The sequence below is a fragment of the Ruegeria sp. HKCCD6647-2 genome (genome assembly GCF_057221075.1).
In genome coordinates this window covers 140,994-153,003 of the sequence record NZ_JBWVBD010000001.1, presented here as the reverse complement: position 1 = coordinate 153,003, position 12,010 = coordinate 140,994, and the positions used below count along the sequence as shown (strand labels likewise).

General features: G+C 59.7%; 17 protein-coding genes. 11 read left to right on the top strand and 6 right to left on the bottom strand.

Annotated elements, in window-relative coordinates; translation table 11 throughout:
- Window positions 1-114: 114 nt before the first annotated feature.
- Genes AC2TDJ_RS00715 through AC2TDJ_RS00700 form a run of 4 tightly spaced genes read left to right on the top strand, consistent with a single transcriptional unit; the run spans window position 115 to window position 2,869 of the window.
- Window positions 115-570, top strand: a complete 456-nt coding sequence (locus tag AC2TDJ_RS00715) for a RidA family protein (protein WP_480838254.1) — start codon at window positions 115-117, stop codon at window positions 568-570.
- Complete coding sequence (locus tag AC2TDJ_RS00710) at window positions 567-1,334, top strand: glycerophosphodiester phosphodiesterase family protein (protein ID WP_480838252.1); 768 nt, start codon at window positions 567-569, stop codon at window positions 1,332-1,334. The genes AC2TDJ_RS00715 and AC2TDJ_RS00710 overlap by 4 nt, the downstream gene beginning before the upstream one ends.
- A gap of 45 nt (window positions 1,335-1,379) precedes the next feature.
- A complete protein-coding gene (locus AC2TDJ_RS00705) occupies window positions 1,380-2,567 on the top strand; it encodes a GNAT family N-acetyltransferase (protein WP_480838250.1) in 1,188 nt (395 codons plus the stop codon).
- Window positions 2,564-2,869, top strand: coding sequence for a 4a-hydroxytetrahydrobiopterin dehydratase (locus tag AC2TDJ_RS00700; protein ID WP_480838248.1), 306 nt, complete (start codon window positions 2,564-2,566; stop codon window positions 2,867-2,869). The genes AC2TDJ_RS00705 and AC2TDJ_RS00700 overlap by 4 nt, the downstream gene beginning before the upstream one ends.
- Here the strand turns inward: AC2TDJ_RS00700 and AC2TDJ_RS00695 are convergent.
- The 4 genes from AC2TDJ_RS00695 to AC2TDJ_RS00680 all read right to left on the bottom strand — a co-directional run bounded on the left by AC2TDJ_RS00695 (window position 2,852) and on the right by AC2TDJ_RS00680 (window position 4,370).
- Window positions 2,852-3,160, bottom strand: coding sequence for a hypothetical protein (locus AC2TDJ_RS00695; protein ID WP_480838246.1), 309 nt, complete (start codon window positions 3,158-3,160; stop codon window positions 2,852-2,854). The two genes, AC2TDJ_RS00700 and AC2TDJ_RS00695, sit on opposite strands and share 18 nt — an antisense overlap.
- A 15-nt stretch (window positions 3,161-3,175) precedes the next feature.
- Window positions 3,176-3,523 carry an EF-hand domain-containing protein gene (locus AC2TDJ_RS00690; protein ID WP_480838244.1) on the bottom strand — a complete coding sequence of 116 codons (348 nt, stop codon included), beginning with the start codon at window positions 3,521-3,523 and terminating at the stop codon, window positions 3,176-3,178.
- A gap of 11 nt (window positions 3,524-3,534) precedes the next feature.
- On the bottom strand, window positions 3,535-3,780 hold the full coding sequence (locus AC2TDJ_RS00685) for a glycine zipper 2TM domain-containing protein (RefSeq protein ID WP_480838242.1): 246 nt from the start codon (window positions 3,778-3,780) through the stop codon (window positions 3,535-3,537).
- A gap of 104 nt (window positions 3,781-3,884) precedes the next feature.
- Entirely contained in the window at window positions 3,885-4,370 is a 486-nt protein-coding gene (locus AC2TDJ_RS00680) for a redoxin family protein (RefSeq protein WP_480838240.1), read from the bottom strand.
- 99 nt (window positions 4,371-4,469) lie between these two features.
- Here AC2TDJ_RS00680 and AC2TDJ_RS00675 point away from each other — a divergent pair, with 99 nt between their 5' ends.
- From AC2TDJ_RS00675 to AC2TDJ_RS00660, 4 genes are read left to right on the top strand one after another with little or no spacing between them, the layout of a single operon-like run.
- Window positions 4,470-5,681, top strand: coding sequence for an NAD(P)/FAD-dependent oxidoreductase (locus tag AC2TDJ_RS00675; RefSeq protein ID WP_480838238.1), 1,212 nt, complete (start codon window positions 4,470-4,472; stop codon window positions 5,679-5,681).
- Complete coding sequence (rsmD, locus tag AC2TDJ_RS00670; protein WP_480838236.1) at window positions 5,678-6,238, top strand: 16S rRNA (guanine(966)-N(2))-methyltransferase RsmD; 561 nt, start codon at window positions 5,678-5,680, stop codon at window positions 6,236-6,238. Before AC2TDJ_RS00675 ends, rsmD begins: the two co-directional genes overlap by 4 nt.
- A gap of 17 nt (window positions 6,239-6,255) precedes the next feature.
- The gene (locus tag AC2TDJ_RS00665) at window positions 6,256-6,891 is read left to right on the top strand and encodes an HAD family hydrolase (RefSeq protein WP_480838234.1); all 636 of its coding nucleotides are present in this window, start codon (window positions 6,256-6,258) and stop codon (window positions 6,889-6,891) included.
- A 24-nt stretch (window positions 6,892-6,915) separates the two neighbouring features.
- Window positions 6,916-7,095, top strand: a complete 180-nt coding sequence (locus AC2TDJ_RS00660) for a hypothetical protein (protein ID WP_480838232.1) — start codon at window positions 6,916-6,918, stop codon at window positions 7,093-7,095.
- Here the strand turns inward: AC2TDJ_RS00660 and map are convergent.
- On the bottom strand, window positions 7,083-7,895 hold the full coding sequence (gene map, locus AC2TDJ_RS00655; protein ID WP_480838230.1) for a type I methionyl aminopeptidase: 813 nt from the start codon (window positions 7,893-7,895) through the stop codon (window positions 7,083-7,085). The two genes, AC2TDJ_RS00660 and map, sit on opposite strands and share 13 nt — an antisense overlap.
- 334 nt (window positions 7,896-8,229) lie before the next feature.
- Here map and AC2TDJ_RS00650 point away from each other — a divergent pair, with 334 nt between their 5' ends.
- A complete protein-coding gene (locus tag AC2TDJ_RS00650) occupies window positions 8,230-9,747 on the top strand; it encodes a tetratricopeptide repeat-containing sulfotransferase family protein (RefSeq protein ID WP_480838228.1) in 1,518 nt (505 codons plus the stop codon).
- Between the two features lie 68 nt (window positions 9,748-9,815).
- Here the strand turns inward: AC2TDJ_RS00650 and sfsA are convergent, their stop codons facing one another.
- Window positions 9,816-10,523, bottom strand: coding sequence for a DNA/RNA nuclease SfsA (gene sfsA / locus AC2TDJ_RS00645; protein ID WP_480838226.1), 708 nt, complete (start codon window positions 10,521-10,523; stop codon window positions 9,816-9,818).
- A 50-nt stretch (window positions 10,524-10,573) separates the two neighbouring features.
- Here sfsA and AC2TDJ_RS00640 point away from each other — a divergent pair, with 50 nt between their 5' ends.
- Together AC2TDJ_RS00640 and AC2TDJ_RS00635 are read left to right on the top strand one after the other, a co-directional pair.
- Window positions 10,574-11,296, top strand: coding sequence for a competence/damage-inducible protein A (locus AC2TDJ_RS00640; protein ID WP_480838224.1), 723 nt, complete (start codon window positions 10,574-10,576; stop codon window positions 11,294-11,296).
- On the top strand, window positions 11,293-12,003 hold the full coding sequence (locus AC2TDJ_RS00635) for a GNAT family N-acetyltransferase (RefSeq protein WP_480838221.1): 711 nt from the start codon (window positions 11,293-11,295) through the stop codon (window positions 12,001-12,003). The genes AC2TDJ_RS00640 and AC2TDJ_RS00635 overlap by 4 nt, the downstream gene beginning before the upstream one ends.
- Window positions 12,004-12,010: the final 7 nt, after the last annotated feature.

Here is a 12,010-nt window from a genome sequence, read left to right as displayed (position 1 = left end):
AGAGAACTTACGCTCAGATCGTGGCAGATGACGAAAATGCCGGTTTCCGACTTTTCGAAGCGCGCCATCCCGGTTAGCGTCCGCGCGAGTCGAAATTTTGATGAGGATCAACTCATGAGCATCGCAGCAAAACTGGACAGCCTGGGCGTCAATCTGCCGGACGCACCTGCGCCGGCGGCGAATTACGTACCCTTCGTGCGCGTCGGTAACATCGTTTACGTCTCGGGCCAGATTTCCAAGGCCGAAGATCTGATCACCGGTAAGCTGGGTGAGGACATGGATGTGGAAGCAGGCGCGGCTGCGGCACGGGTTTGCGCCATCAACCTTCTGGCACAGGTCAAGGCGGCCTGTGGCGGCGACATCGATAAATTGGTGCGTGTGATTAAGTTGACCGGGTTCGTGAACTCGACAGCCGATTTTACGGCGCAACCGCAGGTGATCAACGGCGCCTCCGACTTTTTGGTCGAAGCACTGGGTGAAGCCGGCCGCCACTCGCGCTCGGCTGTCAGCGCCGCGTCTCTGCCGTTGGGTGTTGCCGTCGAAATCGAAGGCATTTTCGAGGTTCAATGACACCGCCTCTGCCAGCAGAGTTCCTGCAAAGCCCGATCGCGCATCGGGCACTGCATGACAAATCTGACAGCCGCCCGGAAAACAGCCGGGCGGCAATCCGTGCCGCAGTCGACGCAGGCTATGGGATCGAAATCGATCTGCAACTTACCGCCGATGGTCGGGCGATGGTCTTTCATGACTATGACTTGGCCCGTCTGACCGGCCAGCCGGGTCCGATCCGTCAGATCAGCGCCGAACAGGCCCAGGCCACGCAATTGCTATGCGCTGACGACGGCATTCCGACACTGGACGAGGTACTGGAACTGGTCGCCGGAAAAGTACCGCTGCTGATCGAATTCAAAGATCAGGACGGGGCCATGGGGCCAGAAATCGGGATACTGGAGCAGGATGCGATCCGTGCCTTGAAGGGATACGATGGTCCGGTTGCATTAATGTCCTTCAACCCGCACAGCGTCGCGGAACTGGCCCGGCTGGCCCCGGATTTGCCGCGCGGGTTGGTTACCAGTGCCTATGACCCCAACAGCTGGGCACTGCCCGCTGAAACCTGTGAAAATTTGCGCGCCGTTCGGGATTTCGATCGCGTTGGTGCCAGCTTCATCAGTCACGACGTAAAGGATTTGGACAGTCCCCGCGTGGCCGAGCTGAAGGCGCAGGGCGTGCCGATTCTGTGCTGGACCGTTCGTTCGCCCGAACAGGAGGCGCTGGCGCGCAGAGTTGCCGACAATGTGACCTTCGAGGGTTATTTGGCACCGCATCCGGGTTGATCCCACCCCGCGCCGTCACAGATAAAGGTCAGGCGCGGAGGGGACATGGATCAGGCACAAATTGAAGTTCGGGTTCTGAGCTCGCTTTCGCAGATTTCTGCGGTCGAGTGGGACAGCTGCGCCTGCCCTGAAACAGCCGATGGCGGACGCCCGTTGGATCCGTTCACGACACATCGGTTTTTGTCCGCACTTGAGGAAAGCGGCTCGGTTGGGCGCGGTACGGGTTGGCAGCCCCAATACCTGACCGCATATCTGGACGGAATGCTGATCGGCGCGGCGCCGATGTATGCAAAATCCCACAGTCAGGGCGAGTACATCTTTGACCACAGTTGGGCGCACGCCTACGAGAGCGCCGGGGGTCGATACTATCCGAAATTGCAGATCGCGGTTCCGTTTACCCCGGCCACCGGGCGGCGGTTTCTTGTCCGGCCCGGATATGACGCTGTGGGCATGTCGGCGCTGGTGCAGGGGGCAGTGCAACTGTCCGCCGAAAACAGGGTATCATCCTTGCATGCCACGTTCTGCACCGAGGCCGAAGCGCTGGCGGGGGAGCAGATGGGACTGTTGCCGCGAACCTCGCAGCAGTTTCACTGGCTGAATGGCGGCTACGCGGATTTTGATGGGTTTCTGGCCGCCCTGTCGTCCCGCAAGCGCAAGAATATCCGCAAGGAGCGGGCGCAAGCCTGCGGATTTGGCGGCGACATCCGTACTCTGACCGAAGCTGACCTGCGTCCCGAACATTGGGATGCCTTCTGGCGCTTTTATCAGGATACCGGGTCCCGCAAATGGGGCGCGCCTTACCTGACCCGCCAATTCTTTGATATTGCGCAGGAAACATTGGCCGGGGACATGGCCCTGGTCCTGGCCGAGCGCAATGGCTACCCGGTCGCCGGTGCATTGAACTTCATTGGGCGCGAAACGCTTTTCGGGCGTTATTGGGGCTGTGTCGAGCATCACCCCTGCCTGCATTTCGAACTGTGTTATTATAGGGCGATCGACTTTGCCATTGCTCACGGCCTTGCCCGTGTCGAAGCCGGTGCGCAGGGCGAGCACAAGCTGGCGCGGGGCTATTTGCCCACCCGCACCTACAGCCTGCACTGGATCGGCGATCCGGGATTTGCGGACGCTGTTGCAAAATATCTGGACGCCGAGGCCCATGCAGTGGGAGAAGAGATCGAGATTCTGACGGATTACGGCCCGTTCAGAAAATCGAACCCGGAGGAACAGCAATGACCGAACTATTGTCGACCGAGACCCGCGGGCCGCTGCTGGACCCGCTGTTCAGAAATGGCTGGACCATGGTCGAAGATCGCGATGCGATCACCAAGACCTTCATCTTCGAGGATTTCGTCCACGCCTTCGGCTGGATGACCCAGGTGGCGATTTTTGCCGAGAAATGGAACCACCACCCCGAATGGTCCAATGTCTACCGCACGGTCGAGGTGGTGCTTTCCACCCATGATGTAGGTGGCCTTTCGGCTCTGGACGCCAAGCTGGCACGCAAGATGGACAGTCTGTTAGCGATCACCGCGTGATCCCATACCGCCTGCCAGCAGTGCAGCGGTACCCATCTGTTCGAACTCGGCCGGCGTCACCGTGCCATCACTGACGTTGATATTGCCCGGAATTCTGATCGTGCGGTTGCCGACAGACCGGACGCTTCGCGCGGCCGGGTTGATGTCCAGGCAGCGTGTCTTGTAGCAGGTCAGCCCGCTGGTATTGATCTGAATGCGTTCCTGCCCGTCCGGGCCCGTCACCACGGGTGCCTGCGGCACGTCGCACGCCGCCAGCAGCGCAACCGCGCCCAATCCGATCCATCTGTTCATTTTACGCTCCTGCCGCTAGTCCAAGCGGCCATTGCCATCCAGATCAGCCGCGTTGAAATCATCGTTCATCTGCGAGTCGTACTCTGCTCTGGAAATAAGGCTGTCCCCATTCCGGTCAACGGACTGGAACTGTTTGATATCCAGAAACGGCTTTGCTTCGCTCAGACCAAGGGTTCCGTTCTTGTCATCGTCCATTTCCTGAAAGGCATAATCCGAGAACGCATTGAATTCGTCTTTGGACAGAAATCCGTCATTATTCGTGTCGATGGCTTTCAACTCGGCTTCGTGCAGCTCTGCGACGCTCTCGGCCATTGCTGCGCCGGTCATCATCAGGGTCAGGATCACTGGTGTTACGGTTTTCATCTCAGCTCTCCTCAGCATGCGTATCTCTGGCCTTCGAAACCACCGGCGGCCGCGCCCGCGGCTGTCAGAATGGTCTTGCCCGACCCGCCGCCAAACTGGTTGCCGATGGCGCCACCGATCAGCGCACCGCCCAATGTTCCGCTGAGGCACGCAATCTCGTGCTGGCGCGCAGCCTGTTGTTGTGGTGTCGGGGCCGGGCCACAGGCCGCCAAAGCGCCCGAGCAGCCCAAAACAAGCGCAATTGCTTTAAACTTCATCAACAAACTCCCTGATTGTATTCGCCAAGTATTCGCACATCAGAGCGTTGTATCAAGTTAAATAGGTTTCATGTGGCCCCGGGCAGCGCCGGGGGCCCAGGGGATCATACCACCTCCAACAACCCTTCGCCTGAAGAAACCTCGCAGGTGCCCGGGTTTTCTTCCAGATTCAGCGCCACGACCTGGCCATCCTCAACCAGCATCGCATAGCGCCTGGACCGGGCGATAAGCCCGACCGGTGGCGCGTCAAAGTCCATGCCTACCGCCTTGGTGAATTCGGATGTGGCATCAGCCAGCATGGTCAGGCCAGCATTGGTGGCGCTGGTGGCCTCGCCCCAGGCATTCATCACAAAGGGGTCGTTGACCGATATGCAGATGATTTCATCCACACCTTTGGCATCGAACTGTTCTTTTGTACGAATGAAGCTGGGCACATGCGTATTTGTGCAAGTGCCGGTAAACGCGCCGGGGACAGCGAAGATGACGACCTTGCGCCCCTTTGTCTTGTCTGAAATCCGAACTTCTTCCGGGCCGTTCGCGCCCATCTGAAGCAGTGTGGCGTCAGGCAGCGTGTCACCTGTTGAAATCATTTTTGTACTCCTGTCGTTTGGATTTGCAGAGTCGGTCCCAGCCGCAATATAGGTGAGCGAGCGAAGGTGACCACAGAAAGAAGACAGGCTGGGAGGAACATGAGCCATATTGTCGTGATCGGTGCCGGGCAGGCGGGTGCATCGCTTGTCGCAAGACTGCGCAAGGACGGGTTCGAGGGCGATATCACCCTGATCGGGGCCGAGCCGCATCTGCCCTATCAGCGCCCACCCTTGTCCAAGGCCTATCTGCTGGGCGAGATGGAGATGGAACGCCTGTTCCTGCGTCCCGAGAGCTTTTATGCCGAGAACAACATCACCCTGCGTCTGGGCGAACGCGTGACCGCAATCGATCCGCAGGCCAAGACGGTGACTGTGGGCGATGAGGTAGTCCACTATGACGAACTGGCCCTGACCACCGGTTCCGACCCGCGCCGTCTTCCTGCTGCCATTGGCGGCGAGCTGGGCGGTGTCCACGTGGTGCGTGATCTGGCCCATGTCGACGAGATGGGCCCGTACGTCACCGAAGGCGCGCGCGCCCTGATCGTGGGTGGTGGTTATATCGGGCTCGAGGCTGCGGCGGTCTGCGCCAAGCGCGGGGTCAAGGTGACTCTGGTCGAGATGGCCGACCGTATCCTCCAACGGGTCGCCGCGCCCGAGACCAGCGACTATTTCCGCAGCTTGCACGGCGCATACGGCGCCGACATCCGCGAAGGGGTCGGGCTGGATCGCCTGCTCGGAGAAGGTGGCAAGGTTACCGGCGCTGTACTGTCTGACGGCACCGAGCTGCCGGTCGATTTCGTTGTCGTCGGTGTAGGCATCGCGCCGTCGACGCAACTGGCCGAGATGGCGGGGCTGGAACTGGACAACGGCATCAAGGTCGATGCCCATGGCCGCACATCTGATCCATCGATCTGGGCAGCGGGCGACTGCGCGTCGTTCCCGCATCAAGGCAATCGCATTCGCCTGGAAAGTGTGCCCAACGCCATCGATCAAGCGGAAATCGTGGCTCAGAACATGCTGGGCGCGGCGCGCGACTATGTTGCGACGCCGTGGTTCTGGTCGGATCAGTATGACGTCAAGCTTCAGATCGCGGGCCTGAACACCGGCTATGACCGCGTGGTGACCCGTCAGGGCGAAGGGCAGACGGTTTCCTTCTGGTACTACAAGGGCGATCAGCTGATCGCCGTGGACGCGATGAACGATCCGCGGGCCTATATGGTTGGCAAGCGGTTGATCGACGCGGGCAAAACTGCCGATCCGGCCATCGTGGCCGATCCGGATGCGGATCTGAAACCGCTGCTCAAGGCGTGAGGATCATCGCCGGAGAGTTCCGGGGCCGGGCCTTGGCCTCGGTCGGCAAGGGGGATGTGGGGGCGCATCTGCGCCCCACTACCGACAGGGTTCGCGAAAGCCTGTTCAATGTGCTGACGCATCAGATCGATTTCGAAGGTCTGCGCGTGTTGGATCTGTTTGCCGGCACCGGCGCGCTGGGGCTTGAGGCGTTATCGCGTGGCGCGGCGCATGTCACGTTTGTCGATGACGGGCGTGCGGCGCAGAGCCTCATTCGCAAGAATATCGATCTGACCCGCAGCGCCGACCGCACCGAATTGATCCGGCGGGACGCGACCCGCTTGGCCGACAATCCGGGGGCACCTTGCGATTTGATCTTCCTTGATCCGCCGTACGGCAAAGCGCTGGGTCAAAAGGCAGTGGCGGCGGCGGTTTCCGGCGGATGGGTGAGTGACAAAGCCCTTTTGGTCTGGGAGGAAAACGCCCCGATGGTTGCCCCCGACGCGTTCGACCTGCAGGGCTCGCGGAAATACGGCGATACGCATATCTCCTTGATGTGGCGGAATGTTTCAGGCTGAAACAGGCGGAGGCCCACATGCACGATTTGGTCATTTTTGATTGCGACGGCGTACTTGTTGACAGTGAACCATTGTCCAATCAGGTGCTGGTCGAGAATCTCGCGCAATTTGGGTTGAACCTGACCCTTGAAGACAGCGTTGGCTTTTTCCTTGGCGGTACTATGACCGGCGTGCGCGACAAGGCGCGGGCGTTGGGTGCGGATTTACCGGACAATTGGGTCGATCAGGTTTATGCCCAAACCTATGACAGACTGCGCGCAGGCGTGTCTTTGGTGGCGGGCATCCCCGAATTGATCCAAAGGCTTGATCAACAGGAAATTTCATTCTGCGTCGCTTCAAACGGCAGCCGGGACAAGATGAAAATCACGCTGGGACAGAACGGATTGTGGGACCGATTCAGCGACGTGATGTATTCGGCACACGAGCTGGGAACCGCCAAGCCTGATCCGACGATGTTTCAAAAGGCAGCCGAACGGTTTGGGGCGACCTCTGCGGTTGTCATCGAAGACAGCCAGAATGGCGTAACCGCCGCGATCCGCGCCAATATGCGCTGTCTGGCCTATGCGCCGCACGGGGACGGTGCGAAGCTGGCAGACCTTGGTGCTGAACCATTTACCGACATGGCAGAGGTTCCGGCGCTTTTGGGTATTTGAACCGATCGTGCTAATATCCGGTCCATGGACCGTGCACTGACCCCTCCGCTCTGGACCTTTTCACGGGATGCCGAAACCGTGACCGGGCCCGAGCCCAAACCCCTGCGCGCGCCGGTCTTCATCCAGGATGCACTTACACCCTGGGGTAATGAGACTTTGCTGCTGAAAATCCTGCGCGAGCAGGCCGCGGATCAGGACGAATAGGTCGGGTGGAACTTTCCGCCCGGTGACAGGGTGAAGATTTCGACCCCATCCGCCGTAACACCAACCGAGTGTTCGAACTGCGCAGACAGTGATTTGTCGCGAGTAACAGCCGTCCAGTCATCGGCCAGGGTCTTGGTCTCGGGGCGGCCCAGATTCACCATTGGCTCGATCGTGAAGAACATGCCCTCTTCCAGCTTTGCGCCGGTTCCCGGACGACCGTAATGCAGCACATTGGGCGGCGCGTGGAACACGCGACCCAGCCCATGACCGCAGAAATCGCGCACGACACTCATCCGATGTGATTCGACATAGGACTGTATGGCATGACCGATATCGCCGAAGGTATTGCCCGGCTTGACCATTTCGATGCCTTTGAACAGCGCGTCATGGGTCACCTGGATTAACCGCTCGGCCTTGCGCGGCAGCTTTCCTGCGACAAACATGCGCGAAGTATCGCCGAACCAGCCGTCGACGATGACGGTGACATCGATATTCAGGATATCGCCATCTTTCAGCTTTTTGTCGCCGGGAATTCCGTGGCAGACCACGTGGTTGACCGAAATGCAGCTGGCGTGCTGATAGCCCTTGTATCCGATGGTCGCCGACTTTGCGCCCGCATCCTCGACCATCTGCGTGATGATCCGGTCAATCTCGCCTGTGCTTTGGCCGGGAAAGACGTGCTCTGCAATGTCGTCGAGAATCCGCGCAGCCAAGGCCCCTGCCGCGTGCATGCCGGCAAAGTCACCCTGTTCGTAAATGCGGATACCGTCCTTGGTCAGACGGCCACGATGTTCTTTCATCGACGCTAGGCTCCAAATGTTTCGCGCAGCACTCCTTTTACGCTGCTTGTGCAGAAAGTACCAGAGGGCGCGCAGTCACAATATCAAGTGCTCGGCGGCCAAACGCCTCATCTCAGGTGGACCCTCGCGACCGAATGAAATAGCACAAGGTAAACCCTACCCGGTTGCGAAAATGAGAGAAGGGCGCGCGGAGGCTAAAGCTGACCAGCTAAGGGCCGAAATCGCCAGCATTGGTGACCTGCTCAAAAACGGCCGACCGGAGCGGGCTTTCAAACGTGCAACCAAGGCCGCAAAGAAGTGGCCAAACGTGCCGGCCCTGCCAAGACTTGCGGGTTTGAGCGCAATCCAGCAGCAAAAGTTCAAGCTGGCCCAGACGCATTTCGAACAGGCCTGGCGCCTGGATCCGGCAAATCCGGAATTGATTCAGAATTACGGCCTGAGTCTGGTTCAGGGCGGAGATGCGGACGCAGCTCTGCGGTTCCTCGCAAAGATTGGTGCCAAAGCCCCTTTGACACCGCCGCAGCAGTTCATCCGCGCAATGGCGTTGCTACGCGAAGGTGAGCCTAAGAAATCTTTGGCCGCAATCGAGCAGGTGCTCGAACACCAGCCGGCGAATTTGCAGGCACATTGCCTGCAGGCAGACATACTGGATGAACTGCGTCAGTGGGACCGCGCCATCGATGTGCTGACCGCTCTCGTCGGACAGAATCCGAAGTTCCACTATGGACAACTGCGTCTGGCCAAGGCTCTGGTCGGCGTGGGTCGGCTGGATGATGCGCTGACATATGCTCGCGCCGCATTTGAAATGGCACCGGCACATCCCGAAACGCTTGAGTTCATGGCAAAGCTCCCGAACCTGTCGCCGGATGACCAATCGGCTTTGAAAACCCAGGTTTCATCGGCGCTTGGCGCCGCCATGCCCAACCGGGAAGCTGCCGCGATGGTCTGCTTCGCCGCCGCCAGTCTGGCGCAGCGGGACAAAGACACACCGCAGGAGATGCATTTTCTCGGCGAAGCGCACAAGCTGTTGCGAGAAGGCTTTCAGAATTGGGAATCCCGTAGCGCGAAGGAATGCCGGAAACGGCTGGCTGCGCCCCTACCCGTTGCGGCAGTTGATCCGCACCCGGATGCAGTGCGCCCGATCTTTGTCGTCGGCCTGCCCAGATCGGGCACAACGCTTGTCGAACGCATTCTGTCGGCGCATTCCCGTGTTCAGGGATTGGGGGAGCTTGCCAGCGTTCACCAATGGGCCAGAAAGGCCGAAGCGCAGCCCTCGGAATTGCGGCAGGCGCAGAAACTTACGGATTTCTATAGCAATAATCTACCCGAACTTGCCGATAACACTGTGGCCTTTGTGGACAAGGCCCCCGGCAACTACGCGTTCATTGGTGCCATGGCTCAGGCCTTCCCGAACGCGGTCATTCTGAATGTTCAGAGGGACCCAAGAGATATCGCCCTTTCCATGTGGCGCACACATTTTGGGGCCGCAGGGCTCTATTTCACACATGACCTGAATTGGATGGCGGCCGAGGCCAATCGCTATCGCCGCTACATGCTGCATTGGCAAAACGAGCTGCCGGGTCGCATCCACGACATCCAATACGAATACCTGGTCGAAAACCTGAACGATGCCGCCACCGAGCTTGCATGGATTTGCGATCTGCCCTTCGAAGACGCTATGTTGTCGCCGCAAAAATCTTCGGATGCGGTCAGGACGGCCAGCAGTTTGCAGATCAGAAAGCCGGTCAGCGCGTCCTCGGTCGGGCGCTGGCGGACGGTGGCGATCCAGCTTGACCCGTTTATTCAAGGCCTGGATGCGGAATTGTGGCCGGATCTGAAGGAAGAAAACTAAGTCACAGCAGGCCGTCGGTTCCGTCACATCCTCGCCCGGGCGTTGAATAGGGCTCTAAGAACCGCTTTTCAAATAGGCTGCCTCATCCGGTTTACATCCACCCAAACGCCCTTGGGCGAAATGCGCGTTCCATAGACCAAACGCTCCACTCCCTTGGCCTGTGCCACCTCGAACGCGGTGGCGTAAGCCGGGTCGATATCTGACGCCAGCGCAAAACGGTCGCAATCCGTCCGCTGCACCAGATACAGCATGATTGCCCGGTGCCCCTGCGCCACCATGGCTGACAACTCGCTCAGATGCTTGGCGCCGCGGGCGGTAACACTGTCCGGAAACTCGGCCAGACCCGGCTGGCGCGAAAGGGTGACGCTTTTGACCTCGACATAGGCATCCGGCAATCCGGGTTGGGTCAGCAGAAAATCAATGCGGCTGTTTTCGCCGTACTTCACTTCGGCGCGCACGCTCTGGTACTGCGCCAATTCGGGAAGCTCTCCGGCCTCCAACGCAATGCGCAAGGCCTTGTTCGGAACCGAGGTATCAACCCCTGTGAAATGACCGTTTTCATGATCGACCAGCCGCCAGCCGAATTTCAGCTTTTTCTTCGGATCGTCGTTCGGTTCCAGCCAGATTTTCTCGCCCGGCTCGGCCAATCCCATCATCGAGCCGGGATTGGCGCAGTGGGCCGTTACTTCGCGTCCATCCTCCAATATGCAGTCGGCAAGAAATCGTTTGTAGCGGCGGATCAGGCGGGCGGGAACAAGAGGGGTTTCAAATCGCATGGCCAACGGCCTATACCTGCCCAGACAGTCGATCAAGAGGAGAGGGTGCCATGGCCAATCCAACTGCCGCGATGCTTGTGATCGGGGATGAGATCCTGTCGGGAAGCACCCGCGACGCGAATATGCATTTCCTGGCACAGGAGTTGACCAAACACGGGATCGACCTGAAAGAAGCACGTGTTGTCAGCGATGATGCCCCGGCGATCGAAACTGCGGTGAAGGCTCTTTCCGAGGCGTATGATCATGTCTTCACCAGCGGCGGCATCGGTCCGACCCACGACGATATTACCGCGGATTGCATGGCGCGCGCCTTTGGTGCCTCAATTGACGTCCGCGCGGACGCGCGGGCCTTGCTTGAGGTGCATTACGAGAAGTCCGGGCTGGAACTGAACGCGGCCCGCCTGCGCATGGCCCGCATTCCGGACGGGGCGGTACTAATCGACAATCCCGTTTCGACGGCGCCGGGGTTCAGCATCGGCAATGTGCATGTGATGGCCGGTATTCCGGTGATCTTTCAGGCCATGGTGGCAAGCGTTTTGCCTCGTCTGACCGGTGGCAGGCCGCTGTTGTCCCAAACCCTGCGCGTTAACCGCGGAGAGGGTGACATCGCCGCCACCTTGGCGGCCTTGGCCGAGGAGTTCGGTGATCTTTCCATCGGGTGCTATCCGTTCCAGATGAATGGCGTGTTCGGCGCCAATGTGGTGGTTCGGGGAACCGAAGGCGCGCGTATCGACGCTGCCATGACACGCCTCGCAAAAGAGCTTGAACTGTGAACGTTGACTGGGCTGAAATTGTCGACACCACATGGCCTGCCGCGCGGTTTGAGCGGCTGGGTTCGCTGCAGTTGCGCCACGGACAGGGTGGCGGGTCCCGCGTGTCGGCAGCCAGCCGGCTGGGCGAGGTGAGCAGCGCCGATATTGACGCGGCCGAGGCTGCGATGCTGGCCATCGGCCAGAAACGTCTTTTCTGCCTGCGTCCCGGTGACGAGGATCTGGATGGCCAACTGGCGGATCGCGGATATGACATTTTCGATCCGGTGAACATTTACGCCTGCCCGGTCGACCACCTGACCGACCTGCCAATCCCCCGTGTCACCATATTCAATATCTGGCCACCTCTTGCGATCATGCGTGAGATCTGGGCGCAGGGCGGCATTGGTCCCGAACGGTTGGCGGTCATGGATCGGGTTCAGGCCTTAAAGACCGGCCTTTTGATGCGGCGCCAGGATCAGCCTGCGGGTGCGGGGTTTGTTGCCATTCACGACGGCATCGCCATGGTCCACGCGCTGGAGATTCTTCCGGAGCACCGCCGTCACGGGCTGGGCCAATGGGCCATGCGTGCCGCGGCCATTTGGGCGCTGGACAACGGAGCCCAGACCCTTAGCGTTATCTGTACCAAGGCGAATGCCGGGGCCAACGGCCTCTACCATTCGCTGGGGATGGAGATCGTCGGAGAATACCACTACCGGCAACGTGTCTGAGGAGACC